The organism is Paracoccus aerodenitrificans, assembly GCF_027913215.1.
In the GTDB taxonomy this organism is placed as follows: Bacteria; Pseudomonadota; Alphaproteobacteria; order Rhodobacterales; family Rhodobacteraceae; genus Paracoccus; species Paracoccus aerodenitrificans.
This window is the reverse complement of record NZ_CP115784.1, coordinates 64003-87503: the sequence shown is the minus strand read 5'-3', so window position 1 is coordinate 87503 and position 23501 is coordinate 64003. Positions and strand designations below refer to the sequence as shown.

Below are 23501 nucleotides of genomic sequence, written 5' to 3'. Positions count from 1 at the left end.
GGGGACAGTCTGATTTTATCTCCTGCAGCATCAGAAAACTCTTGAACCTATAGCGGCTAGAGACATTAGCCTTATGATTCGAAAAAAGCCTGTGCCGGGAAAGAGAGTTGTAAGGATGAGCATCACCGATCGGAACGCCGCCTGCGAATGGTCGATCAGCGGAATGGATTGCGCAAGCTGCGCGGGAAAGATTCGCAATGCGGTTGGTCGCCTTCCGGGCGTTACCGAGGTCAGCGTCACCGTGATGAGCGAAAAGCTGAAATTGCAACTGGACACCTCGCAGACGCAGCGCTCGGAGGTCGAAGACACCGTGCGCAAACTCGGTTACGGCATCGCTGAAAAGGGGGCGACCGCCCCTTCCTCAAAGCCAGTTCCCTCACCGGGGGCCGAAGCGCATGACCATTCTGACTGCTCAGGCCACGATCATGGCTCAGAGACCTCCGACCACGCAGATGACACGCAGACATCCGGCCATCTGCATGACGACCCGGCAGATCGCGGCAAACGCTGGTATGAAACCGCAAAGGGTCGTCTCGTCATCGGCACCGGACTTCTGCTGGCCGCGGCATGGTGTGTAAGCTGGCTGATCGCCGGCCCGGCGGGCTATTGGGCATTCGTCGCAGCCTGCGTGATCGGCGTCGCCCCGATTGCAAAACGTGCCTACACAGCGCTTCGCTTGGGCGAGCCTTTCACGATTGAAAGCCTGATGACCATCGCCGCGGTCGGAGCGCTGTTCATCGGCGCAGCAGAAGAAGCGGCATTGGTGGTGTTCCTCTTCGCTGTCGGCGAGGTGCTGGAGGGCGTCGCCGCGAACAAGGCCCGCGACGGCATCCGCGCTCTGGCCGATCTTGTCCCGAAAACCGCTTTGCTTGAGATAGATGGCCGGACCCGCGAAGTTCCCGCCGAAAGCCTGACGCTCGGCCAGACCGTTCTGGTCCGGCCCGGCGACCGCATCCCTGCGGATGGCGAGATCATCGAGGGAACCAGCGGCATCGACGAAAGCCCGGTCACCGGCGAAAGCGTGCCCAATACGCGCGGCCCCGGCGATGCGGTCTTTGCCGGTGCGATCAATACCGAGGCGGCGTTGCGGATCAGGGTGACCACCGAAGCGCAGGACAATACCATCGCCCGGATCATCCGGCTGGTAGAGGATGCCGAGGAAGCCCGCGCCCCGACCGAGCGTTTCATCGACCGCTTCAGCCGCTGGTACATGCCGCTGATCGTCGCTCTTGCGGCTGCGGTGATTCTGATCCCGCCGCTGTTTTTCGGGGCGGACTGGCAGAACTGGATCTATCGCGGCCTGACGCTACTGCTGATCGGCTGCCCTTGCGCACTTGTCATTTCGGTCCCCGCCTCGATCGCATCAGCCCTGTCATCCGGCGCGAAACGAGGCCTCCTGATGAAAGGCGGAGCGGTGATCGAGGCCGCCGCAAATGTCCGTCAGATCGCGTTCGACAAGACCGGAACACTCACCCACGGACGCCCGCAAGTGACGGATGTGGTGGCAGCTCCTGATATGTCCGAGGATGAAGTCATCCGCCTTGCCGCCGCAGTCGAAACAGGATCGAGCCACCCGCTTGCTCAGGCAATCCTGCGCCGTGCCGAAGGAGTGGAGCTTCCGGCGGCGTCGGATGCGAGGGCGATAACGGGAAAGGGCGTCGCCGCGACAGTCGACGGACGGTCTCTGACAGTCGCCAGCCCGCGTTATGCTTCGGAACAGGGGGTGCTGTCCGGCGACCTTGCCGACCGCGCAACCGCGCTTGAAAACGAAGGCAAGACCATTGCGGTATTATTCGATCAGAAGACCGCATTCGGGCTTATCGCGATGCGCGATGAACTGCGCAGCGACGCTGTCGAGGCTGTCCGTCAGTTGCGCGATCTGGAACTTTCGCCGATCATCCTGACAGGAGACAATCCTCGCACGGCAGCCGCCATTGCGGAAGGCCTTGGAACCGGGTTCCGCGCCGAAATGCTTCCCAAAGACAAGCTTGTCGCCATCCGCGAAATGGCTGCATCGGGCGGCGTGATGATGGTTGGCGACGGGATCAACGACGCTCCGGCGCTCAAACAGGCGAGCGTCGGGGTTGCGATGGGCTCTGGCACCGATGTCGCGCTTGAAACGGCGGATGCCGCCATTCTGCGCGATCGCGTGACCGACATCCCCGCTCAGATCCGGCTGGCACGTGCCACGATGGTCAATATCCGTCAGAACGTCACACTTGCGCTTGGCCTCAAGGCAATCTTCCTTGTCACTTCCATCCTCGGCATCACAGGTCTCTGGCTCGCGATCCTCGCCGATACAGGCGCAACGGTTCTGGTCACACTGAATGCGCTGCGTCTTCTGGGTTTCAACCCGGAAAAGACAGGATAGAGCGAGTGCCGAGCGCATTCGGGCTGGCAGCGGCTGCGGTTCTTTGCGCATATCTGGTGCTCTTCTTATGGGGCGGCTCCGAGGCGGCCCGAGCAGCGGGACGACCGATTTGGCTGTTCGGTCAGACGAGCGGTCGGGACAGACTTGCTGCGACAGGATTTCGCGCAGCTTTCACACTGAGTTTCGCAGGTCCCTTGGTCTGGTCAATTCTTCCTTCTATTGGCGAATTCGATCCGATATGGAGCCCAACCTCTCGACCAGTATCTGGTTTTGTCGGGATAGCCCTAGCCGCAGGCGGGGCTATGCTGGCTTTCGCAGCGCAGATGTCGATGGGTGTCTCATGGCGGGTGGGCGTAGCGACCGAAGAGACTGGCCCTTTCGTGCAGAGCGGCCTGTTTCGCATCAGCCGAAACCCGACATTTCTTGGCCAGCTTATCCTTCTTTCAGGCGTGACTATTGCGGCACCCGCAAGCCCGACAATACTTGGCGCAGTGGTGTTCTACCTGTCTGCCCGCCATCAGATCAGGCAGGAGGAAGCGGCCCTGTCGGCGTCAATCGGCGCGGAATATATCGCTTATCAACGCTTGGTGCCTCGCTGGATAAGGTGGCGAACTTAAGCGGTCCACCTCATGATAACGATCACCGCACGACATAGCTCTGCCGTATGCCCGTTTGCGATCTGAATAAAAACATCCCGCAAGCCCGGAACATATTGTTCTAATCCAAGATTGGGGAAAACGACACTTTGCGAAAGCGTCGGCAGCTTCGTCTGAACATTGCTGCGCTCATTCAAAATGAGCTGCAAAGAAACTGCCAAAAAGCAGGCGTGCGACAAGATTGAAACTGACAGATCTTTGCAAATGGTGCCCGGAGGCGGATTCGAACCACCGACACGCGGATTTTCAATCCGCTGCTCTACCAACTGAGCTATCCGGGCACGTCAGCCTGTGCTGAGGTGTGAGGCTGTTTACGCAAGCCAGTTCGCAGTGTCCAGAGCGAAAACGCTATTCTTCTTCGCCCGCCTCAGAGGACGTGGCGCTGTCGCCGGGGATCACGTAATCGCCGCGCAGCCAATGCGCCAGATCGACATCTGCGCAGCGTTTGGAACAGAAGAGACGGTACGCCTCGGCACTTGGTTTTTTGCAGATCGGGCAGCGAGACATCATTCGGCCTCCATCAGCAAAGACAGCGGGATCCGGTCGCGCTTCCGACTGAGCTCATACAGCCCCATCGCTGTCCATCCCGACAATGCGCTGTCCGGACCATCCGCGCGGAAGGATTTTTTCATCTCCTGCTCCAGCGTGCCCCTTTCACGTTTCGAGATCGGCGCAAAATCAATGACCACCTGACCGCCCAACCCGCGAAGCCGCAACTGCCGGGGAAGCTGCCTCGCCAAAGCGATATTGGCCTTGAGAGCCGCCGCGGGCGAGGTGTCGGCACCGGTATTCACGTCGATTGCGACAATGGCCCGCGTTGGCTCTATGAAAGCAGACGCGCCGCCGGGCAGGGCTATGCGCGGCGCGGCAAGTTCCGCGACTGCATCCACAACCTGATCGGGAAGCGCGTCATGTTCCTCGACCGTGTCGCCATCGGTTGCGATCCAATCGCGCCAGGCCGTATCGGCAGACGACGGCGCATCGAGAAGCAACTCGGGAGGGCCCTCGACATCCGAATGGATCGCATCCGCAACCCCTATCAACTCTGAAAGCTCGGCCAGAATATCGCCGTCATCGGCAGTGCCAGAGACGCTGCGCATGATCAGGCCGAATTCGCGCCCGGCAAGCGCTTCCTCACCAAGCTGCTGAAGCCGGTCACGCCTGTCAGCGTCACGGATGGCACGAGAGGGATTAACGCCCGGAGCACCCGGCGTCACGATACCGTAGCGCCCCCGGATCAGCAGCCGGGCTGTCAGCGGGACGGCCTTTCCCTGTTCGGCAACGCCGCCAACCTGAACCAGAGCTGATTGCCCCTCTCGCAGACCGGAACGGTCGCGCAGATAGCCGTTAACCCCATCCGGCAAGGTGACGAAGACACCGCCCTGCCCTTTCATCAGCCGGTTCACACGGCCACGCAGGATCGCGCCGGGGCTGAAAGAAACCAGATCCGACGGATCGATGGCGAGGTCTTCCAGCTGCCCATCCACTAAAAGCACCGCCGCGTCACGGCCCTGCAAGCGTCCGAGAATGATCTGACGACCCTTCATTGCGTTCCTTTCTGTGCGGTGCGGGCAGCGTTCAGCAGCGTTGCGGTCTCGGCCAGAGGCAGCCCGACCACCGCCGTGAATGAGCCGCTGATCCAGGTGACGAAAGCACCGGCACGTCCCTGAATCGCGTATCCGCCTGCTTTGCCCTGCCATTCCTCACTTTCGAGATAATCCTCGATTTCCGCTGTATCCAGAGGACGCATTTTGACAATCGTCGGGACGCAGCGCGACCAATGGCGATCTTCGCGGCGCAGTTCAATCGCAGTCATGACCCGATGGCGACGACCGGAAAGCAGCGTCAGAAACGCCCTGGCTTCGGCGCGATCGGCAGGTTTCCCGAGGATCCGGCGGCCTGCGGTCACAACCGTATCGGCGGCCAGCACAATTTCATCCGGTGCGGCAGAGATCGCCGCAGCTTTCTCATGCGCCATCCTGCGGACATAATCCTGCGGGCGCTCACCTTTATGCGGCGTCTCGTCGATATCGGCGGGGCGCACGGCGTCCGGGGCGATGCCGATCTGGGCAAGCAGTTCCAGTCGCCGGGGACTGGCTGAAGCCAGAATAAGCTGTGGGCATTTCGTCATGATCGAGCCGTCATTGCAGATTGCCCCAACCCGACGCTGCCCGGGAGCGCTGTGTCAACAGCCAGACGCGGCGCACCGCATGGCGGATCGGATTACTTGAAGCGATAGTTGATACGTCCCTTGGTCAGGTCGTATGTGTTCATCTCTACCTGAACCTTGTCGCCGGCCAGAACGCGGATGCGGTTCTTCCGCATCTTGCCTGCCATATGCGCGATAATTTCATGGCCGTTTTCAAGCTCGACCCGGAACGTCGCGTTAGGCAGGAGTTCCTTCACGACGCCTGGGAATTCGAGCATTTCTTCCTTGGCCATGATCACTCCTTAAAGGGGTTCCCGCCGGGATGGCGGGCGAAAGGTTAAATGCGTCCATGACGCCTTTTTTTCAAGGGGAAAAGAGGCTTCGCGGCAGTTTGTACGCTGTTTCGTCACAAAAGCGATGCCGAATCACCATAACACGCGCGGCGATGCAGCGAATCGCACGGCGGGGACGAACCGTTTTCCAAGAAGCCGCCTATTCCACGGCGAAATTGAGCGGCAGGGACAAATCGCCCATCTCACCCTCTTCGGCCACCCCATCCGGGCGGAAAGGGTCGGGCAACGCCAGATCTCCGATCCCAGGCTGATCCATCGTTTTATCCATATCGGCGGCATCGGAAGGCACTGATGCAAAAACATTTCCGGTATCATCGCTGCTTTCAGCTTCAGCCAAAGAACCAGCCCCGGAAACGACGCTTTCAGCAGATGCCACAGCCTCGCTGCCGGAAACATCACTGTTGCCGGAGGCAAGGATTCGAATGGCCCGGCTGCCATGAAGCGCACCAAGCTTACCCCGCGCAACGACCTGCCCTTCGCGGGTTTCAAGCCGCGCATCGAAGATCGCGCCATGCGGCAGAGAAAGCACTGTCCCCGGTTCCAGAGACCGCAACTCACGCAGGGTCATGCGCCGCCTGCACAGAATTGCGGAAAGTGTCAGTGGCGCGGCCTGCACTGCGGCGGAAAGGCTGCGCGACGCCGGAATGGATGGGATCTGCGTACATTCCGGCGGATCACCGGCGACCCCGAGATGCGCAGACATATTATCGGGAAGGAATGCCAGAAACGTGGCGTCCCGCAGCCCTCCCTCACCGATTTTCAGATCAAGCTGAAAGCGGCGATAGGCGATATCCTCCAGCATCAGTTCCAGCGGTTTGGGATCATCCACGAAACTGGCGAAACGATAGGCCGAAGCAGCCGCCCCCGGCTGCGCCGCTGTCAGTTCGGCGAACAGTTCCGACAGCGCCAGATTAACGAAATCAGCGCAAATCGCGGCATCCGTCCGGGTCGGGCGTCGTTCCGGCGGCATCCGCGACGAGACCCGCCCGAGCGCCTGCATCTCGATCACCGCTGACAACATCGAGGGACAGAGAGCGATCACACCCAGACCGCCCGTCACATCCTCAACCACGATTGTCAGGGCGCGGTCTGGAAGAAGCTCAACCAGTTCCGCCAGCGTGGCAGGGGCAATAGCGGATTGTTTGGGATAAACCGGCAGCCCGCAGTTTTTCTGGGCAGCGCGGCCGATCGCCGTGGCAACCGCCCGTTCAGGAGTCAGGCGCGGCACCTCGGCCCGGTTCGGATCTGCCCGAGTTTTACGCCGCTTTTGCAGGTAAGGCACCAGCACAGAAACCGTCTTTCCCGCACCTGCAGAACCGGCCGGACCATTACCGCCGAGCGATTCCTTTTCACCTGCCGCCTGCGTCATGTTCCGTCCGAATCAAACTGCTGCCCCTGAGGACACTGACATCCGCGAGGTTGATATTCCGTTTACTCCGCCCCGCGCCCGAACCCGGGAGGACGGGCCAGAAGCTCCAGCCGGAAGGCCGCGCCGCCATGCCCGGGAAGATAGGTAATGCTGCCGCCAAGCGCCTCCATCACCTCACGCGAAATCGCCAGCCCCAGACCGGCCCCCCCGGCGCGATGCGTCTCTTCCAGGCGCGAGAATTTCTCAAAGATCATATCCTGCTGCTCCGAGGCGATCCCCGATCCGTTATCCATGATGTCGATCTCTGTTCCGTTGCCGGTGCGCCGCGTGCGAATCGTCATGATTGGGCGTTCCGCATCGCAATATTTCCGCGCGTTACCGAAAATATTGATCAAAACCTGTAAAAGCCGGTCCTTATCCGTGATCACCATCAGATGCTCTGCCGGAAGATCCCGGTCGATCGTCAGAGCCGCACCGCCGCCTGCCGAGGAACTCGCCTCGATCGCGCGTGAAATCAGGTCATGCAGGTTGACGACTTCCGCCGACAGCCTGGCCCTGCCGCTTTCGAGAACGGAGAGATCCAGAAGATCATCCAGAAGCCGAGTCAGCCTTGAGGCCTCGTCATGGATGATCCCCGCAAAGCGCTCACGCTCGGCAGCCGGGATATCGCCAAGTTTCATCAGTTCCGAAAAGGCCCGGATCGAGGTCATGGGGGTCCGCAACTCATGGCTGATCTGGCCGAGAAATGCGTCTTTCTGGGCGGAAACGGCGGTCAGCCGGTCATTCGCCTCTTGCAGGCGGCGGGCAATGCGGGCGAGTTCGTCGGAATCGTCCTTCAACTGCCGCGCCCGCTCTTTGGCACGCTGCGCCTCTCCGGCGACGGCCATCAGTTCGGCCATTGTCGTGGGTCTTTGCCCGGCAAACTGCGCCAGCATCGCATGCGCCGTCGCCGAGCCGACCGCCCCGGCCAGTCGCCGTTCCAGTCGCGACAGGAAACCTGCATTCACATCCGGCAGAAAGCCCGATTTCCCCTGACGGTCTGCCTCGGCACGGAAGAAACGCAACGCCTCATCCCCGCCCCAGACACGCCGGGACAGGGCCAGCAGCGCCTCGGATCTGGCGCCGCCACTTTGCCGTGGCGACCCGGTTGCGGTCGCAAGATCGGGTGTCACCGCATGGACGAAGGACAGACCCTGAAGCCTTTCCTGCGGGTCGGGCAGCGTTATCAGCGAGACGCCGACGAACAGGAAAATATTCGCGCCAAGCGAGATAAACACCGCCGCAGAAAGCGCATCCACCGGCCCAAGCGGCCACATCGGGAGCAGGCCCAGAGAGGGCAGGAAAACCAGCAACAGCCAGATCCCGACCCCGGCGATGATCCCCGCATAGGCACCCATCCGCGTTGCACCCCGCCACAACAGCCCTCCGAGCATCGCCGGAAGAAGCTGGGCGACGCCGACAAATGCGACCGTACCCATCGCGGCAAGCGCCTGAGCGCCGCCGAAACTCTGATACACCGCACCCAATGCAATCACGGTCAGGATCGCCAGACGGCGCGAGGCCAGCAACGGCCCCCGAAGATCCGCCGCCACGGCATCGCCATGTTCCGCCCGCCTGAGAGACAGCAGCGCAGGCGCAAACCAGTGATTCGAGATCATTGTCGCTAGGGCAATCGCGCTGATGATAACCATCGAGGTGGCCGAGCTGAGCCCGCCAAGGAAAACCAGCAATGCAAGCATCTCATTGCCCTGCGACAGCGGCAGGTGCAGCACATAGAGATCCGGGGAAACCTCCGGTGGAAGCATTTCCCACCCGATCACCGCAATCGGCAACACGAAAAGCGACATCGCCATGAGATATGCCGGAAAAGCCCATGCCGCCGAGTTCAGCGGCGTTTCATCGGCGGGCTCGATCACCAGCACCTGAAACATGCGCGGCAGGGTCAGAACGGCAGCGGCTGAAACGGCGATCAGCGCCGTCCAGCGGTCGGGTTTCAGCACCCACCCCGCCGCATCCGGCCCCGCTGCCCGCTGCGCGATACGCGCGATGACATCCTGCGGCCCGTCCGCAAGCCCCCAGATCACCCAGACTCCAAGCACGACGAAGGCGATCAGCTTGACGATTGCCTCAAGCGCAATCGCCATCACGACACCGTAGTGACGCTCATCTGCGGCAAGGTTCCGGGTGCCGAACAGAATAGCGAATCCGGCAAGACCGGCGGCAACCCACAGATTCAGCGGGCCGGGCAGCGTGTCTCCGGGACCGAACGCGGCAAATGACAGGGCGATGGATTGCAGTTGAAGCGCCAGATAGGGCGTCGCGGCGATCAGCGAAATCAGGGTAATCAGCGCCGCCAGCGGGTTGGATTTCCCGAACCGCGCCGAGATCAGGTCCGCAACCGAGGTGACGCGATGCATCCGGGCCACGCGCACCAGACGCCGCAGCCCCCACCAGCTTCCGGCAAGAACGACTGTCGGACCAAGATAAATCGTTGCGAATTCCAGCCCCGAGCGGTCTGCATATCCGACGGCACCGTAAAACGTCCAGGCGGTGCAATAGACCGACAGGGACAGCGTGTAAACGATGGGACGGTCGGTCCATCCTGTCCGCCCGCGCGAGGCCGCCCGGTCAGCCGCCCATGCGACGGTGAACAGAAACCCCACATAGATCAGCGCCGCGAAAACGAGCGTATCAAAGCTCATCCGGCGAGGCCTCGTCCGGAGTTTTGCGCGACAGGCCATAAGACAAAGCCGCGGACGCGATGATTACGGTCAGCCACACGGCAAATGTCCAGATGATCCCCGCCGCACCCGAGATTTCCCCGGGCGCAAGCCAGACCGGCACCAGAAGCAGCAAAAGCGTCACAACCGGCAGCAGTTTCGCGGCGTCTTTCAGCCTGCGCCTGCGATAGGCTGCCCGCTCAAGGAAAATGGGGCGGTCGGTCGGAAGGCTCATGCCGCGCCCTCAAGCATCTCGGCCACGACGCGGCGCAGTTCGTCATTGTCGAAAGGCTTTGCAAGGACCCGGTTCGCGGCATCCGAGATCGCCGCACCTCGCCCGCCAGTCCCACGCGCCGTCAGCATCAGAACCGGCATATCCGCAAGATCCTCATGCTGACGCAAGGCCTCAAGAACTTCGATCCCCGAGCGTCCGGGCAGCATCACATCGAGGATCAGCAAACGGGGCCGCAGCGTCTGAACGCGGGAAAGCGCCTCGCTTCCCTCATGCCAATGCTCAAGCCGCCAGCCATCGCGCGACAGAATGAACCGCACGGCTTCGACAATATTCGCTTCGTCCTCGATCAGCAGGATGTCGGTTCCGGACCTCATGCCGCCTCCCTTTGTCTCGGATTAGACACAGCTTCGACGGCTTGTCAAAGTCGCTCTCCGGCAAGCTACCGCAAGGATTGCAGGATCGAGGGCACACGCCGTGCCGGACAGGCAGGCCGGGGACAGACGCGGCAGGTCGGACCGATCGGCACGGCCTCGGTGCCGTCATCCTCTGAGGGTCGCAGTAACATGACCGCGCGGCCAAGAACCGGTCGGCTGGCCTCGGCTGCGGGAGATCTGACCGAGATCGCAACCGCCCGGAAACGCTTTGCCGATTCCGTTTCGACCACACGCAGGACCGGCGTCCCCGGCTGACCAAGCGCCTCGAACAGAGGCAGCATCGCACAGGAATCGCCCGGCCGTGTTTCCCCAAGACCATGCGGCGGCCTGCGAAAGACGACCCCACCCGCGCCGTCACAGATCATGATCCCCGATTGCGGTTCGATCGTTGCCAAACGCCGCAGCACAAGATCCAGCGGCAGCCGAAGCTCTGCGGCCAGATGCAGCGGGTCGGCCCCCGCCGCAGCCTGAAGCGCCGTGTCGGGAAGCAAAGCGCAATCCTCGGCTTCGTTGCGCTGCCATGCCTGCGCCAGATCCCGCGCCGCATCCGAGGCGGGACCCTCAGCGGGCCTGCCATCGGCGATCCATGCCTCGAACTCCTCTTGTGGTGTCAGCAGCCCGGCATCCTGTTCGAAACTGTCCAGATAAGCGACCAGAGCCTGCGCGGTCACAGAAAGGCGGCGACTGTCCTGATCCAGATTGCCGTGGAACCGGATGCGCCAATCCGGTGCCATATCAGGCTCTTGCACAAGGATGGACGCGGTTGAACGCAGCGAGGTGATGGCCGACAAAACCTCATGCAGCGTATCCAGCAGATAGGGGTTCTGCGTCATCCGGTCGGACAGATCCGCCAGACGCCGCGCCTGCGCCTCACTGCGCTGCGAGAGCGCCACGACCAGCCCCGCCCATCCCGGCATGCGGGCGGCGAATTCCGCGATCCGGTCCAGTTCTGCGCCGGAATGACTGCCGGTTTCGCCAGCCGCCGCGATCCTCAGCCCGGCAAGCAGTGCCTGTTCACGCCCCGCTTCCAGTTCGGCCTCGGAGGTTTCCAGCGCATCCGCCAGCCGCGCCCGGACCTTTGCGGTCAGGTTCCGCCGGTCATGTTCGATCAGGTTCAGATAGGCCGGAGAAATCCCGGCATCCCGGGCAACATCGGATTGCGCCCGACCAAGCGATAACCGTCTTTCGCGGATACGGGTCCCCGCAGAGACCCTTTGTGCGGCAGGTGACTGGCTCATTTTTACATGATGACGCCAAGCGACACAGACAAGCAAGCCCCTGCCACAACTCGCGATTTACAGAATTCTGGATATTTTACACGGAAAGCCCGTGCCGCCCGGCAAGATCGGTAAAGAACTGCCATGCGACCCGGCCGGAACGCGCCCCGCGTGTTGCCTGCCATTCGATCGCCTCGGCACGCAGCGTATCGGGATCGACCTCCAGACCGGCTGCCTCGCAATATCCGCGGATCATCTCAAGATATTCGTCCTGAGCGCAGCTGTGAAAGCCAAGCCACAGACCGAACCGGTCGGACAGAGACACTTTTTCCTCAACCGCCTCACCGGGATGAATCGCGGTCGAACGTTCATTCTCGATCATTTCACGCGGCATCAGATGACGCCGGTTCGAGGTCGCATACAGGATCACATTCTCGGGCCGACCGGAAATGCCGCCATCCAGAACTGCTTTCAGCGATTTATATTGCGTATCGTCATGGCTGAAGGACAGATCGTCGGCGAAAAGCAGGAAACGCTTATCCCCGGCCTGCCCCAGCATCGACAGCAGCCGCCCGACACTGTCCAGATCCTCACGCGCGATCTCCACCAGAACCAGCGGCAGTCCCTGCGCAACCGCTTCGGCATGAGCCGCCTTGACCAGAGAGGATTTGCCCATCCCCCGCGCCCCCCAAAGCAGCGCGTTATTCGCCGCATGGCCCCGGGCGAATTGAAGCGTATTGGCCAGCAATGTATCGCGGGCGCGGTCGATCCCGACAAGCCGGTCCAGATCGACGCGGTTCACCTGCGCGACAGGTTCCAGCCGGTCAGGGCCGGTATGCCAGACATAGGCATGCGCCTCTGAGAAGCTTGGCGCAGCGGCCGGCGCGGGGGCCAGCCGCTCAAGCGCTTCGGCAATTCGGATCAGTGTCTGATCATTCATTTTCGTCAAGCAGCCCCTGAGCACGCAATTCCTCATTGCGGCGGCGCTCGATCCGACGGATGAGTTGGATCGAGATTTCGTAAAGACCGTACACCACGGTAAACAGAACGATTTGGCTGATCACATCGGGCGGCGTCACGATTGCGGCCAGAACGAGGATCAGCAGCACCGCATATTTCCGCATCGTCGCCAGCCCGTCCGCCGACACCAGCCCCGCCTTGCCCATCAGCGTCAACGCCACCGGAAGCTGGAAGGACAGCCCGAATGCCAGAACGAATTTGATCGTCAGAGACAGATACTCACTGACCGAGCCCTGAAACACGATCCCCGCCATTGCCGTCGAGGGACCGGATTCGACATCGTCAGGCAATGCCAGCGGACCTTGCTGGAAGCCGAGGAAGAAATCATAGGCCATCGGCAGAATGATGTAATAAGCGAATGCCGCGCCGAGAAAAAACATCGCCGGAGACGCGACAAGGAAAGGCAGGAAAGCCTGTTTCTCGCTGCGATACAGCCCCGGCGCGACGAAGCGCCAAAGCTGGAAGGCGATGATGGGAAACGCAAGGATGAAGCCGCCCAGAAAGCTGATCTGGATGGCGACAAGGAAGCCCTCCTGCAGCTTCAGCAGAATAAGCCCGCATTCCTGATCCCGCTGTTCAAGTGCCGAACAGATCGGGCGCGTCAGAAAATTATAGATCGGGTTCCACACCGTATAGCTGAGCACCATCGCGACAACGAAGGACAGAACGGACCAGATCAGTCTTGTCCGCAGTTCGGCCAGATGTTCGATCAGAGGGGCAGAGCTGTCATCGATCTCATCACGTTTATCGGTATTCGCGCTCACCTCAGAGATCCTTCGCTTCGCTGCGGCGGATGGCATGCAGGCGGCGCTGCCCGGTTGTTTCCCCCGGCTGCGGCCCCGAATCGTCAGGCGCAGATTCCAGCGGCGGGACGGGCGGGGCGTCAGCGGACGCAGGCGTCACGCCTTCCTGCGGGGTCAGTTCCTTCGCGGCAGGGTCGGGTTTCGCGCCAGCCCGCGCCGAGGGGATTTTCGGGTCCCATTTCTCGAACCGTTCGGCGGCGCGATCAAGCGCATCAACGCCAAGCGAGCGCTTCGAGGTCACGTTGCGGATATCGTTCAGCGATTTCGTGGCCTCATCCAGACCGGAATCCCGCGCGGCATCCTCCATCGCCGAGGAAAACTCCCGCGCCATCGACCGCACCTTCCCGGTCATCCGGCCAAGCGCACGGAACATATGCGGCAGGTCCTTCGGACCGACCACGATCAGCGCAACCACTCCGATGATGAGCAGTTCGCTCCAGCCGATATCCAGCATCAGAGGCCCCTAGGCAAATCCTACCGAAACAACCAATTACCGGAACTCAGACGCGGTTCTTGTCTTCCGGCACGCTGTGCGGCGTGACATCGCGCAGCTTTTCGTCGCGTTTGGCCTCATCGCGCTTCATGTCGTCCGTCAGCTCACGCCCGGCAGAATCGACATCTTCGCTGCCTTCCTTGACGCCCTTCTTGAACGAGCTGATCCCCTTGCCGACCTCACCCATCAGCGAGGATACTTTCCCACGCCCGAACAGGACGAGAACCACGACGGCGATCAGCAGAAGGCCGGGAAGGCCGATATTGTTCAGCATGTCTTGCTCCCTCCTCGGGCAAGATGGCCCGATGACGCAACACATCTAGGGTGTTCGGGGGCGATTTGCAAAGCCTCGTTGCATATGTTGACGCAGATATCATCCGCCACCGCCCCGGCTTGGCAGAGCGGTCCGGCTGCGCCATAAGCAGGCAATGGATATGTCCGCGCTCATCACCGCTTTCGTGACCCTGTTCGTCGTCATCGACCCTGTGGGTCTGGCACCGATGTTCATCGCGCTGACCCAGGGCATGAGCGATGAGCACCGGCGCAGAATCGGACTGCGTGCGGTCTTCATCGCGGCGATCCTGCTGACGCTGTTCGGACTGGCAGGCGAGAATATCCTGTCGGGCATCGGGATTTCCCTGCCCGCCTTCCAGATCGCGGGCGGAATCCTGTTATTCCTGACCGCGCTCGACATGCTGTTCGAACGCCGGACCGAGCGCCGCGAGGGTCAGTCGGCGGACAGCGATCTCGACCCCTCGGTTTTCCCGCTGGCCACCCCGCTTCTGGCCGGGCCCGGCGCTTTGGCGACCATGATTCTGCTTGTGGGCGAGAACCAGACGGCGCTGCACACGATCATGATCCATCTTGTCATGCTGTCGGTGCTCGGGGTGGCGATGGTGCTGTTCATGCTGGCCGGACCGCTTGCCCGCGTTCTCGGACGGATCGGAACGATGGTTGTGACAAGATTGCTGGGTATGCTGCTTGCAGCGCTTTCGGTGCAATTCATCATCGACGGGCTGCGTGGAACGGGGCTGTATTCATGACCGACGAACTTCCGCGCGTCGCCTATCTGGTCCTGCTGCTGGTTGCCGTCTGCGGCTATATGATCGTCGAACTCCGGACCAGTCCGGGCAAATCCATGCGGCAGATCCTTGCATGGGGGCTGATTTTCCTCGGGCTGGTTGCCGGATTCGGCCTCTGGGACGATATCCGCCGCGATGTCGCGCCGCAGCAAAGCGTTCAGGGAAACCGGATCGAACTGCCAATGGGCAGCGGCGGGCATTTCCGCATTACACTCGACCTGAACGGAGAGCCGGTCGATTTCATGGTCGATACCGGCGCATCCGATATCGCTCTGCGGCGGAGGGATGCGGAAAGGATCGGCCTCGATCCGGATGAGCTGAACTATATCAACATGGCCTCGACCGCGAATGGGATCGTCTATACGGCCCCAGTCACGATCGGCGTTGTGCGGATCGGCGACATCGTCGATGAAGAGGTCCGCGCAAGCGTCGTCGAGGGCGATCTGGAGGTTTCCCTGCTTGGTATGGCCTATCTGCGCCGGTTTGCCCGCGTCAGTTTCGAGGGCGAAACGATGGTGCTGGAACGCTAACGCTTCCTTTCCCAACGGCCGCCTGCTTCTGACCAGTATTCTGCGGTGACATTCTGCGCGGTCAGGCTGCGCCATTGTTCCCGTGCGCGTTCGACAGCAGAGGGGTCATTGCCGTCGAAAATGATGCAGACCCGTTCAAGCTGCATGGCCTCATCCCCGACAATATCCGCACCGTCAACCGCCATCAGACATGTAGGCGCGTTGGCGGCAGGCGGCGCCTCTGCATCCCGCAGCAGCACGGGCTGGCGGGCGTCATGCGCCCCGCCAGCCAGACCGTGAGGCAGAAACCCGTCGCCCATCCAGAGCGCCTCATCCAGCCGCGCAAGCCGCTCGGCTCCGCGACCGCGAAGCTCGACGCGCCATCCCGCAGCCATCGCCTTGCCCAGTAAAAGCGGCAGCAGCCGCTCGGGCGTCGAGCGGGTCAGGTGATAGAACAGCGCATTGCCCATTGCTGCGGCTCAGCCCTCGTAATTGTCCTGGATCAGCCGGTTCAGGGTCATCACACCCCAGCCGGATGCCCCTTTCGGCGCAAGATCCCCACCACCGGGCGGCAGCGCGACACCGGCAATGTCGATATGCACCCAGGGGTTACCCTCCCGGACGAAGCGCTGAAGGAACTGCGCTGCGGTAATCGAGCCTGCGGCACGTCCGCCCACATTCTTCATATCGGCAAGCCTGCTGTCGAGTTGCTTGTCATAGGCCGGTGCAAGCGGCAGACGCCACACGCCCTCGCCTTCGGCGGCAGCGGCTTTCAGCACCTGACCGGCGAAATCGTCGTCATTCGAGAAAATCCCGGCATGTTCATGGCCAAGCGCGATGATAACCGCTCCGGTCAGCGTCGCCAGATCGACAATGGCACGCGGGCGGTATTTTTCCTGCGCGTACCAGAGCACATCGGCCAGAACCAGACGGCCTTCTGCATCGGTATTGATCACCTCGATCGTGTCGCCCTTCATGGATTTCACGATATCGCCCGGACGCTGTGCGCGACCATCCGGCATGTTCTCGACCAGACCGACCAGACCGACGACATTCGCCTTCGCCCGCCGCAAGGCGAGGGTCCGCATGACACCGGCAACGACACCCGCGCCGCCCATATCCATCGTCATCTCTTCCATACCGGCAGCGGGTTTGATCGAAATCCCGCCCGTGTCGAACACAACGCCCTTGCCGACCAGGGCCACAGGCGCATCGTCGCTGGCACCGCCATTCCATCGCATCACGACAAGCTTGGACGGCGATTCAGAGCCCTGCCCTACCGCCAGAAGCGCCCGCATACCCAGCTTCGCCATCTCCTCCTCGTCCAGCACCTCGACCTCAAGCCCGATTTCCTCCATCGCCTGAAGCCGGTCCGCGAAATCGCTAGTGGTGAGGATATTCGCCGGTTCATTCACCAGATCGCGGGTAAAGAAGACGCCTTCCGCGACGGCGGCCTGATCTGCGACCCGCCTGGACAGGGTTTCCGGCTTGGCACACATGAAAGTGACATGCGCCTTCGCCGGATCGGGAGTTTCTTCAGCAGAGGAACCGCCACGCTGATTGCTATCGGCTGCTGCGTCGTTCAGAACCGCGTCGCCCTGCCCCCTTGCCGTCACCGATTGCGGCGGCTCGGCGGGGATGACGGAGGCCCCTTCTGCATCGCCATCATCCTTGCGGGTCTTGTAGACAGAGAAATCATATCCGCGCAGCGCCAGACCGAGCGCGATGTCACCGGCCATCGGGTGATGCCCCACCATCACCAGCATCCCGCCTTTCCCAAGCGCCGCACCGATCGCACCGCCAGCCTTCCGCGCCTCACTGACCGAGGCCTTTTTCGGCAGCTTCACCAGCATCACCGATTCCGCCTGCAACCCGGCCGGATAGGCAAGCGTCAGCGACTGGCCGGGCTTCAGCTTCCCGAACTCGGCCGATTCGGCGGCGCGCGCCAATGCGCTCCGCACCGTTCGCGGCAATTTCGGCGGCAACCGGGCATCATCGCCGAGAATCAGAGCCACGCGCCCCTCACGCTCGGTCAGGCCGTCTGTGGTTGTTTCGGTGAACCGGATCTCGACCGGATGGGTCATGCGCTGAACTCCTGTCTTCTTTTGGCGGTGAAGCCTAGCCCGGCGCGGGGCGCTTTGCCAGTGCGTGTCAGCCCCGGGCTTTCCCCGGAGCGCGGCAGCGGCTAATCAGGTCGCAGGCTGAGGGATCGCGCATGAACCGGATCGACCGCTATATACTGAAGCTGATGCTGATCTTCTTCGGCTTCTTCGCGCTTGTTCTGGTGGCCGTCTATTGGGTCAACCGGGCCGTATCCCTGTTTGAGAACCTGATCGCGGATGGCCAGACCGCTCTGGTCGTGCTGGAGTTCACGCTTCTGACCCTGCCGCTTGTCATTTCCGTCGTGCTGCCCGTGGCGGCCTTCGCAGCGACGGCATATGGCACGAACCGCTTATCCGGCGATTCCGAACTGGTCGCCATGCAGGCCGCCGGTCTTTCGCCGTGGCGGCTGGCCCGTCCGGTGCTTGCTTTCGGCATTCTCGTTGCGCTTATGGTCACCATGTTGGTGCACGCAATCGTCCCGATGGCGCGGGCACAGCTTGCCGCGCGTCAGGATCAGATCTCCGAGAACGTTACCGCGCAGCTTCTCAATCCCGGTGTGTTTCAGTATCCCGCCCCGGGTCTTACCCTGTTTATCCGCGAGATGAGCCCGCTTGGGGAACTTGGGGGTCTGTTTCTTGAAGATGCCAGAGACCCGGCCTCGGTCACCTCATACAGCGCCGATTCAGCGCTGATCCTTCGTGCGGAAAGCGGCCCCATGCTGTTGATGATGAACGGCGTGGTGCAGGCATTGCGACCGGGTGCCGACTCCCCGCTGCTTTCCGTCACGCGGTTCGAGGAAATGACCTATGATCTGGGAGGCATGATCGGAGGCAGCGATTCCGGCGGCAGAGACCTCCGCGACTATTCGACCCGGCGTCTTTTGACCCCGGATCAGGAATTGCTGGACGCAACCGGCGCGACGCCGCAGCGGGCGCGGCTTGAGGCGCATGAGCGGCTTGCCAAGCCGCTTCTGTCTCCGGTCGCTGCAATGCTGGGATTCGCCACATTGCTGGTCGGAGGGTTTTCCCGCTTCGGCGTCTGGAGGCAGGTTGCCTGGGCCATCGTCGCGCTGATTTTCGTGCAGCTTCTGACCAACTGGGCGGCGAACCGGGCCGGGGATGAGCCCTCGCTCTGGCCCATTGTCTATCTGCCCGCCGCAATCGGAGGGCTGATCTGCGCCGTTCTGTTATGGATATCGGGACGGCGGAAGCGCCCGCGATATTCGGGAAGCGAACAGGAATCGGCATGACCCTCGCACGCTATATCGCCACGCGCTATCTTCGTTCCTTCCTGCTTCTGGCCGGGGTTTTTCTGGCCATTCTGCTGCTGATCGACATGGTGGAACAGATCCGCCGCTTTTCAGATGACGGGATCAGCCTTGGCGGGGCGGCCAAGCTTTCAGCCCTGGCGGTGGCGGGCAGTTTTTACCAGATCCTGCCGCTGATCGGTCTTCTGGCCGGGATTGCGCTGTTTCTGGCATTGTCGCGCTCATCCGAGATGGTGGCCATCCGCGCCTCGGGCCGCTCGGCGCTGCGCTGCGTTGCGGCTCCGTCGATCATGGCCGGGATTATCGGGGCGCTTGCCGTTGCCGTTCTGAACCCGGTCGTCGCCGCGACCGAGTCGCAATATTCCGCAGCCGTGACCCGGATCGAATCGGGCAGCACACAGACTGTCAGTCTTGGCGACGATGCGGTCTGGCTGCGTCAGGGGATCGGCGATGAGGGTGAGCAGATGATGATCCGCGCCGCTCGCACCAGCCCAGATGCCACGACGCTTTACGATGCAAGCTTCATTATCTACGCGCCGGGAACCGGTCCCGCCACCCGGATCGAGGCGCAGCAGGCAAGGCTGATCGGCAACAACTGGGAGCTGAGCAGCGTCAAGGAATGGTCGCTGACCGACCCCAATCCCGAAGCCGATGCCCGCCGGATGGAGACGCTGAGCCTGCCGACGGAACTGACCGCAGATCGCATCCGCGACGGTTTCGGCAGCCCCGACGCGATCCCGATCTGGGAGTTGCCGGGCTATATCGCCGGACTGAAACGCGCCGGCTTCTCGGCGCTGCGCCATCAGGTCTGGCTGCAAATGGAACTGGCCCTGCCGCTGACGCTGGCGGCGATGGTCCTGATTGCCTCGGTGTTCACCATGCGCCATATGCGGGGGCGCAGAACAGGCGGGCTTGTCCTTGCCGCCTTCGCCGCCGGAATGGCGTTGTTTTTCCTTCGCAACATGGCGCAGGTTCTGGGCGACACCGCAGGCGTTCCGCCCTGGCTTGCGGGGTGGGCGCCGCCAGTTGTCGGAATATTATTTGCGGTCGGCGCTATTCTGCAATTAGAGGACGGATGATGAACCGTTTGCTCTTCGCATCTCTGTGCCTTGCCTGCGCGGCACCGGCCTCTGGTCAGGACATGACCGGGGCGGCGCAGCCGTGGTGGGAAACGGATCCGGCCTATGGTGCCGCTGACGGCCCGGCACTCGCGCCGACCGAGGATGCCGACCCGAACGCGCCCTATGCCGACGGAACCGAGCTGAGCCGTCTGACCGGCAGCATCCGGCCGCCGCAGCGCGATGTGACGATCTCTGACGACGACCTCGATGAGGAAGGGAGCGCAGCGACCGTTCTGGCAGATTATTTTTCCGTTTCCGAAGACCGGACACTCACCGCCTCGGGTGGCGTCGTCGTCTGGTATGACGGGGCGCGGCTTGTCGCCGACCGGGTGCGCTATGATGGCGAGACCGGCGAAATGACGATCACCGGCCCCATCCATCTGACGCGTCCCGGCGACGTAGGCACCGAGGATGACGCAATTCTGATCGCCGATCAGGCGCAGCTTTCGCAGGATATGCGCGACGGGCTGCTGCGTGGTGCGCGACTGGTGCTGGCGCGGGAAATGCAGATGGCCGCGACCGAGATCACCCTGACCGGAAACGGGCGGTTCACGACGCTGGATAATGTCGTCGCCTCATCCTGCCAGATCTGTGCCGAGGACCCGACGCCGCTCTGGGAAATCCGCGCCCGGCGGATCACCCATGACGACGACTTGAACATGCTGCGCTTCGAGCATCCGCAGCTTCGCGCATTCGGGCTGCCCATCGGTTCGTGGCCCGGCACGGTCACCGCCCCCGATCCCACAGTCGAACGCATGTCCGGCCTGCTGCGTCCCCGCTGGCGGACCACCTCGAAACTGGGTTTCGGGGTAATGCAGCCCTATTTCAAAACGCTTGGGCCTCATGCGGATCTGACCGTCACGCCTTATCTTTCCGCGTCCCGCACCACGACACTGATGATGCGCTATCGTCAGGCCTTCTGGAACGGCGCGACCGAATGGAACGGCGCGATCACCCGCGACGATATCCGCGACGGGGAAACCCGCGGCTATCTGTTCGGTGCCGCGCAATGGGAACTGCCCCGCGGCTATGAATTGGGCATTCAGGTCCAGATGGCCAGCGACGACGATTATCTGCGCGATTACGACATTACCGATGCCGACCGGCTCTGGAGCGGGCTGACCCTGCAACGGGTGACATCCGACAAGCTGGTCTGGGCTCGTGTGGGCAATTACCAGTCGCTGCGGGACGATGAGGACGATTCGACCTCGCCCACACAGGTGGCCGATGCGATCTGGATCCGCAGATGGCGGCTTGGCGGAGGCGATGCGGGGCTTGAATGGTCCACACATGCCCATCGCCGCCCCTCGGGTGAAAATATCATCGGTCGCGACGTGGCGCGGGCCTCGGTCTCGATGGACTGGCGGGGGACCCGGATCCTGCCCGGTGGGGTGGTCGCAAATGCAGCAACTGGTCTGGATACCGATTTCTATGCGATCCGGGACGATGAACGCTATGATAATAATGTCGTGCGCACCATGCCCTGGGTATCGGCGACGCTGCGCTATCCGCTGACCGGCAGTGACGGTTACGCATCCTATGTTCTGGAACCCGTCGCGCAGCTTGTCTGGTCCGGGGATGACGACAAGGAAGACGAAATTCCGAACGAAGACAGCCGCCAGATCGAATTCGACGAGGGCAATCTGTTCGCACTGTCGCGCTATCCCGGCTGGGACGCCAGAGAAACCGGGCTTCGCGCGAATCTCGGCATGACATGGACCCGTTTCGACCCGGCAGGCTGGTCCCTGGCAATCGCCGGAGGCCGGGTCTTCCGCGATCAGGAGCTTGACGATGAGGATGCTCCGATGCCCTTGCGCGGCAAGCGGTCGGACTGGCTGCTTGCCGGACATTATTCGGATATTTCGGGTCTCTCGCTGTCCAACCGCGCATTGTTCGACGACGATTTCGACATCAACCGCGATGAGCTTCGCCTTGGTTGGGCGCGGCCCGGGCTGGAACTCAGCCTCGGCTATCTGTGGATGAAGGCCGATCAGTTCGAGGATCGGAACGACGATCTCTCTGAACTGACCGGGGAAATCGGCTGGCAGGTCGCGCAGGGCTGGTGGGCGACCGCCTTCAGCAGACATGATCTTGAGGAAAGCCGCGCACAGGAGGCCGGTCTCGGTCTGGCCTACCAGAATGAGTGTATCAGCGTGGAACTGGCCGCCTCGCGCAACTTCATAGATACCGAGAATACCGACCCGGAAACTGATATCGACCTGTCCATCCGGCTGGGAGGCTTCGGCCGCCAGCCAGAAAACAAGGGCACGGTGGCGCGGCGCAGTTGCTTGCGCTAGATTGACGCAAAATCAAAAGGGGGCATGGACACATGCGGCAGTTACTTCTTTCCGCGACAGTTGCAGTGGCGCTTGGCGGGTCCCTCGGCGCCCCGTCAGCGGCGCAGGATTTTTCTCCGGTTGTCTATGTCAACAACTCGGTCGTAACCCAGTATGAAATCCAGCAGCGCCAGCGTTTCTCGCAGGTTCTGAACTCGCCTGAACAGGGCGTGGATGCGGCAGAGCGGGCGCTGATAGAGGACCGGCTGAGGCTGGATGCGGCGCGTCAGATCGGGGTCGAGGTCAGCGATGTCGGGCTTGAGCAGGGGCTGGCGGAATTCGCGGGCCGTGCCGGGCTGACCACCGGCGAATTCATTCAGGTTCTCGAACGCAACGGGGTGGAACGTCAGGCCTATCGCGATTTCATCCGCGCAGGCGTCGCCTGGCGCGAGGTGGTCCGCCAGCGGATCATGCCAACCGTGGCGGTCACCGACGCCGAGCTAGATCAGGAAATGAAGCGCATCGTCGAGACGCCGCTGATCACGCAGGTTCTGCTGTCCGAGATGATCATTCCCGCGCCCGGCGGGCAGGAAGAGGCCGTGATGAACCTCGCCGAAACGCTGACCCGCTCGATCGGCAGCGAGGGCGATTTCGCGGCGGCTGCGCGGCAATATTCCGCGACGCCATCGGCGGGACGGGGCGGAAGGCTGGAATGGATGGCCGTCGAGAACATGCCGCCGAGTCTGCGCCCGATCATTCTGGGGCTTCAGCCCGGCCAGATGACCCCGCCGCTGACCGTGCCGGGCGCGGTTGTGCTGTTCTATCTGCGCGATACGCGCGGTGAGCTGCGTCCCGGTGCCCGCGAACAGCAGCTCAACTATCTTCAGGTCACCTTCGCCAGCTCCGCCGAAGCACAGAATGCCGCCGCGCAGGCGCTGTCCTGCGGCACGCTGTATGAATTCGCGAATGGTCTGCCGGATCAGCAGGTGCAGGAATTCACAGGCTCGCAAGGCTCTGTTCCCGCCGATATCGCCATCAGGCTGGCCTCGCTGGATGAAAACGAAGCCGTTGTGGTCAATCGCGGCGGCGCAGCCGATGTGCTGATGCTGTGCGACCGGACCCCGGCGCTGCTTGCGGGGCTTGATGCCGGCCCGGTTGCGACGGCCTCGACCACGGATGGCGAGACCGTGACCGACGCGAACCCCAACGCCCTGCCGGAACGCGAAGCCGTCCGCCAGCAGATCTACAACCGGAAAATCTCGCAGGCGGCAAATGCCTATCTTGCGGAATTGCGGGCAGATGCGGTGATCCGGCGCAACTGAG

General features: G+C 62.2%; 23 protein-coding genes and 1 tRNA gene. 8 read left to right on the top strand and 16 right to left on the bottom strand.

Features of this window, described 5'->3' with window-relative positions; all coding sequences use genetic code 11:
* Window positions 1-115: 115 nt before the first annotated feature.
* On the top strand, window positions 116-2371 hold the full coding sequence (locus tag PAE61_RS01640; protein ID WP_271113704.1) for a heavy metal translocating P-type ATPase: 2256 nt from the start codon (window positions 116-118) through the stop codon (window positions 2369-2371).
* A gap of 5 nt (window positions 2372-2376) precedes the next feature.
* A complete protein-coding gene (locus tag PAE61_RS01635) occupies window positions 2377-2988 on the top strand; it encodes a methyltransferase family protein (RefSeq protein ID WP_353620368.1) in 612 nt (203 codons plus the stop codon).
* Between the two features lie 244 nt (window positions 2989-3232).
* Here the strand turns inward: PAE61_RS01635 and PAE61_RS01630 are convergent.
* From PAE61_RS01630 to PAE61_RS01565, 14 genes are all read right to left on the bottom strand, one after another.
* Window positions 3233-3308: transfer RNA gene (locus tag PAE61_RS01630), tRNA-Phe, on the bottom strand.
* Window positions 3309-3375: 67 nt separating this feature from the next.
* On the bottom strand, window positions 3376-3537 hold the full coding sequence (locus PAE61_RS01625; RefSeq protein ID WP_271113702.1) for a DNA gyrase inhibitor YacG: 162 nt from the start codon (window positions 3535-3537) through the stop codon (window positions 3376-3378).
* Window positions 3534-4574 (bottom strand): ribonuclease E/G, encoded by a 1041-nt coding sequence (locus PAE61_RS01620; RefSeq protein WP_271113701.1) that lies wholly within the window; start codon window positions 4572-4574, stop codon window positions 3534-3536. The genes PAE61_RS01625 and PAE61_RS01620 overlap by 4 nt, the downstream gene beginning before the upstream one ends.
* Window positions 4571-5158, bottom strand: a complete 588-nt coding sequence (locus PAE61_RS01615; RefSeq protein ID WP_271113700.1) for a Maf family protein — start codon at window positions 5156-5158, stop codon at window positions 4571-4573. Before PAE61_RS01615 ends, PAE61_RS01620 begins: the two co-directional genes overlap by 4 nt.
* A 92-nt stretch (window positions 5159-5250) precedes the next feature.
* Window positions 5251-5469, bottom strand: a complete 219-nt coding sequence (gene infA, locus PAE61_RS01610) for a translation initiation factor IF-1 (RefSeq protein WP_010397442.1) — start codon at window positions 5467-5469, stop codon at window positions 5251-5253.
* Window positions 5470-5668: 199 nt separating this feature from the next.
* Entirely contained in the window at window positions 5669-6898 is a 1230-nt protein-coding gene (locus PAE61_RS01605; RefSeq protein WP_271113699.1) for a FliM/FliN family flagellar motor C-terminal domain-containing protein, read from the bottom strand.
* 62 nt (window positions 6899-6960) lie between these two features.
* Entirely contained in the window at window positions 6961-9600 is a 2640-nt protein-coding gene (locus PAE61_RS01600; protein WP_271113698.1) for an ATP-binding protein, read from the bottom strand.
* Window positions 9590-9853 carry a hypothetical protein gene (locus PAE61_RS01595; RefSeq protein ID WP_271113697.1) on the bottom strand — a complete coding sequence of 88 codons (264 nt, stop codon included), beginning with the start codon at window positions 9851-9853 and terminating at the stop codon, window positions 9590-9592. The genes PAE61_RS01600 and PAE61_RS01595 overlap by 11 nt, the downstream gene beginning before the upstream one ends.
* Window positions 9850-10227, bottom strand: a complete 378-nt coding sequence (locus PAE61_RS01590) for a response regulator (RefSeq protein ID WP_271113696.1) — start codon at window positions 10225-10227, stop codon at window positions 9850-9852. Before PAE61_RS01590 ends, PAE61_RS01595 begins: the two co-directional genes overlap by 4 nt.
* Window positions 10228-10292: 65 nt before the next feature.
* Window positions 10293-11525 (bottom strand): helix-turn-helix transcriptional regulator, encoded by a 1233-nt coding sequence (locus PAE61_RS01585; protein ID WP_271113695.1) that lies wholly within the window; start codon window positions 11523-11525, stop codon window positions 10293-10295.
* 76 nt (window positions 11526-11601) lie between these two features.
* The gene (locus PAE61_RS01580) at window positions 11602-12444 is read right to left on the bottom strand and encodes an ATP-binding protein (protein ID WP_271113694.1); all 843 of its coding nucleotides are present in this window, start codon (window positions 12442-12444) and stop codon (window positions 11602-11604) included.
* A complete protein-coding gene (tatC, locus tag PAE61_RS01575; protein WP_271113693.1) occupies window positions 12437-13288 on the bottom strand; it encodes a twin-arginine translocase subunit TatC in 852 nt (283 codons plus the stop codon). Before tatC ends, PAE61_RS01580 begins: the two co-directional genes overlap by 8 nt.
* Window position 13289: 1 nt before the next feature.
* The gene (gene tatB / locus PAE61_RS01570; protein WP_271113692.1) at window positions 13290-13781 is read right to left on the bottom strand and encodes a Sec-independent protein translocase protein TatB; all 492 of its coding nucleotides are present in this window, start codon (window positions 13779-13781) and stop codon (window positions 13290-13292) included.
* A gap of 46 nt (window positions 13782-13827) precedes the next feature.
* Window positions 13828-14094: a twin-arginine translocase TatA/TatE family subunit gene (locus PAE61_RS01565; RefSeq protein ID WP_271113691.1), complete on the bottom strand. Its 267-nt coding sequence runs from the start codon at window positions 14092-14094 to the stop codon at window positions 13828-13830.
* 154 nt (window positions 14095-14248) lie between these two features.
* On the opposite strand from PAE61_RS01565, the gene PAE61_RS01560 reads away from it, so the two are divergent.
* Window positions 14249-14863 (top strand): MarC family protein, encoded by a 615-nt coding sequence (locus tag PAE61_RS01560; RefSeq protein ID WP_271113690.1) that lies wholly within the window; start codon window positions 14249-14251, stop codon window positions 14861-14863.
* Window positions 14860-15432: a retropepsin-like aspartic protease family protein gene (locus tag PAE61_RS01555; protein ID WP_271113689.1), complete on the top strand. Its 573-nt coding sequence runs from the start codon at window positions 14860-14862 to the stop codon at window positions 15430-15432. Before PAE61_RS01560 ends, PAE61_RS01555 begins: the two co-directional genes overlap by 4 nt.
* Here PAE61_RS01555 and PAE61_RS01550 read toward each other — a convergent pair.
* Entirely contained in the window at window positions 15429-15881 is a 453-nt protein-coding gene (locus PAE61_RS01550) for a DNA polymerase III subunit chi (RefSeq protein ID WP_271113688.1), read from the bottom strand. The genes PAE61_RS01555 and PAE61_RS01550 overlap by 4 nt on opposite strands.
* Before the next feature lie 9 nt (window positions 15882-15890).
* Entirely contained in the window at window positions 15891-17495 is a 1605-nt protein-coding gene (locus tag PAE61_RS01545) for a leucyl aminopeptidase (protein ID WP_271113687.1), read from the bottom strand.
* Window positions 17496-17626: 131 nt separating this feature from the next.
* On the opposite strand from PAE61_RS01545, the gene lptF reads away from it, so the two are divergent.
* Genes lptF through PAE61_RS01525 form a run of 4 tightly spaced genes read left to right on the top strand, consistent with a single transcriptional unit; the run spans window position 17627 to window position 23500 of the window.
* A complete protein-coding gene (gene lptF / locus PAE61_RS01540) occupies window positions 17627-18763 on the top strand; it encodes an LPS export ABC transporter permease LptF (RefSeq protein ID WP_271113686.1) in 1137 nt (378 codons plus the stop codon).
* On the top strand, window positions 18760-19860 hold the full coding sequence (gene lptG, locus PAE61_RS01535; protein WP_271113685.1) for an LPS export ABC transporter permease LptG: 1101 nt from the start codon (window positions 18760-18762) through the stop codon (window positions 19858-19860). The genes lptF and lptG overlap by 4 nt, the downstream gene beginning before the upstream one ends.
* Entirely contained in the window at window positions 19860-22199 is a 2340-nt protein-coding gene (lptD, locus tag PAE61_RS01530; RefSeq protein WP_271113684.1) for an LPS assembly protein LptD, read from the top strand. The genes lptG and lptD overlap by 1 nt, the downstream gene beginning before the upstream one ends.
* Window positions 22200-22231: 32 nt before the next feature.
* The gene (locus PAE61_RS01525) at window positions 22232-23500 is read left to right on the top strand and encodes a peptidylprolyl isomerase (RefSeq protein ID WP_271113683.1); all 1269 of its coding nucleotides are present in this window, start codon (window positions 22232-22234) and stop codon (window positions 23498-23500) included.
* Window position 23501 lies beyond the last annotated feature (1 nt).

Bases quoted from the DNA above. Each gene is read 5' to 3' on its own strand.
- PAE61_RS01640 (WP_271113704.1), top strand. From the start codon at position 116: ATGAGCATCACCGATCGGAACGCCGCCTGCGAATGGTCGATCAGCGGA.
- PAE61_RS01625 (WP_271113702.1), bottom strand. From the start codon at position 3,537: ATGATGTCTCGCTGCCCGATCTGCAAAAAACCAAGTGCCGAGGCGTAC.
- PAE61_RS01620 (WP_271113701.1), bottom strand. From the start codon at position 4,574: ATGAAGGGTCGTCAGATCATTCTCGGACGCTTGCAGGGCCGTGACGCG.
- PAE61_RS01615 (WP_271113700.1), bottom strand. From the start codon at position 5,158: ATGACGAAATGCCCACAGCTTATTCTGGCTTCAGCCAGTCCCCGGCGA.
- infA (WP_010397442.1), bottom strand. From the start codon at position 5,469: ATGGCCAAGGAAGAAATGCTCGAATTCCCAGGCGTCGTGAAGGAACTC.
- PAE61_RS01605 (WP_271113699.1), bottom strand. From the start codon at position 6,898: ATGACGCAGGCGGCAGGTGAAAAGGAATCGCTCGGCGGTAATGGTCCG.
- PAE61_RS01600 (WP_271113698.1), bottom strand. From the start codon at position 9,600: ATGAGCTTTGATACGCTCGTTTTCGCGGCGCTGATCTATGTGGGGTTT.
- PAE61_RS01595 (WP_271113697.1), bottom strand. From the start codon at position 9,853: ATGAGCCTTCCGACCGACCGCCCCATTTTCCTTGAGCGGGCAGCCTAT.
- PAE61_RS01590 (WP_271113696.1), bottom strand. From the start codon at position 10,227: ATGAGGTCCGGAACCGACATCCTGCTGATCGAGGACGAAGCGAATATT.
- PAE61_RS01585 (WP_271113695.1), bottom strand. From the start codon at position 11,525: ATGAGCCAGTCACCTGCCGCACAAAGGGTCTCTGCGGGGACCCGTATC.
- PAE61_RS01580 (WP_271113694.1), bottom strand. From the start codon at position 12,444: ATGAATGATCAGACACTGATCCGAATTGCCGAAGCGCTTGAGCGGCTG.
- tatB (WP_271113692.1), bottom strand. From the start codon at position 13,781: ATGCTGGATATCGGCTGGAGCGAACTGCTCATCATCGGAGTGGTTGCG.
- PAE61_RS01565 (WP_271113691.1), bottom strand. From the start codon at position 14,094: ATGCTGAACAATATCGGCCTTCCCGGCCTTCTGCTGATCGCCGTCGTG.
- PAE61_RS01560 (WP_271113690.1), top strand. From the start codon at position 14,249: ATGGATATGTCCGCGCTCATCACCGCTTTCGTGACCCTGTTCGTCGTC.
- PAE61_RS01555 (WP_271113689.1), top strand. From the start codon at position 14,860: ATGACCGACGAACTTCCGCGCGTCGCCTATCTGGTCCTGCTGCTGGTT.
- PAE61_RS01550 (WP_271113688.1), bottom strand. From the start codon at position 15,881: ATGGGCAATGCGCTGTTCTATCACCTGACCCGCTCGACGCCCGAGCGG.
- PAE61_RS01545 (WP_271113687.1), bottom strand. From the start codon at position 17,495: ATGACCCATCCGGTCGAGATCCGGTTCACCGAAACAACCACAGACGGC.
- lptF (WP_271113686.1), top strand. From the start codon at position 17,627: ATGAACCGGATCGACCGCTATATACTGAAGCTGATGCTGATCTTCTTC.
- lptG (WP_271113685.1), top strand. From the start codon at position 18,760: ATGACCCTCGCACGCTATATCGCCACGCGCTATCTTCGTTCCTTCCTG.
- lptD (WP_271113684.1), top strand. From the start codon at position 19,860: ATGAACCGTTTGCTCTTCGCATCTCTGTGCCTTGCCTGCGCGGCACCG.
- PAE61_RS01525 (WP_271113683.1), top strand. From the start codon at position 22,232: ATGCGGCAGTTACTTCTTTCCGCGACAGTTGCAGTGGCGCTTGGCGGG.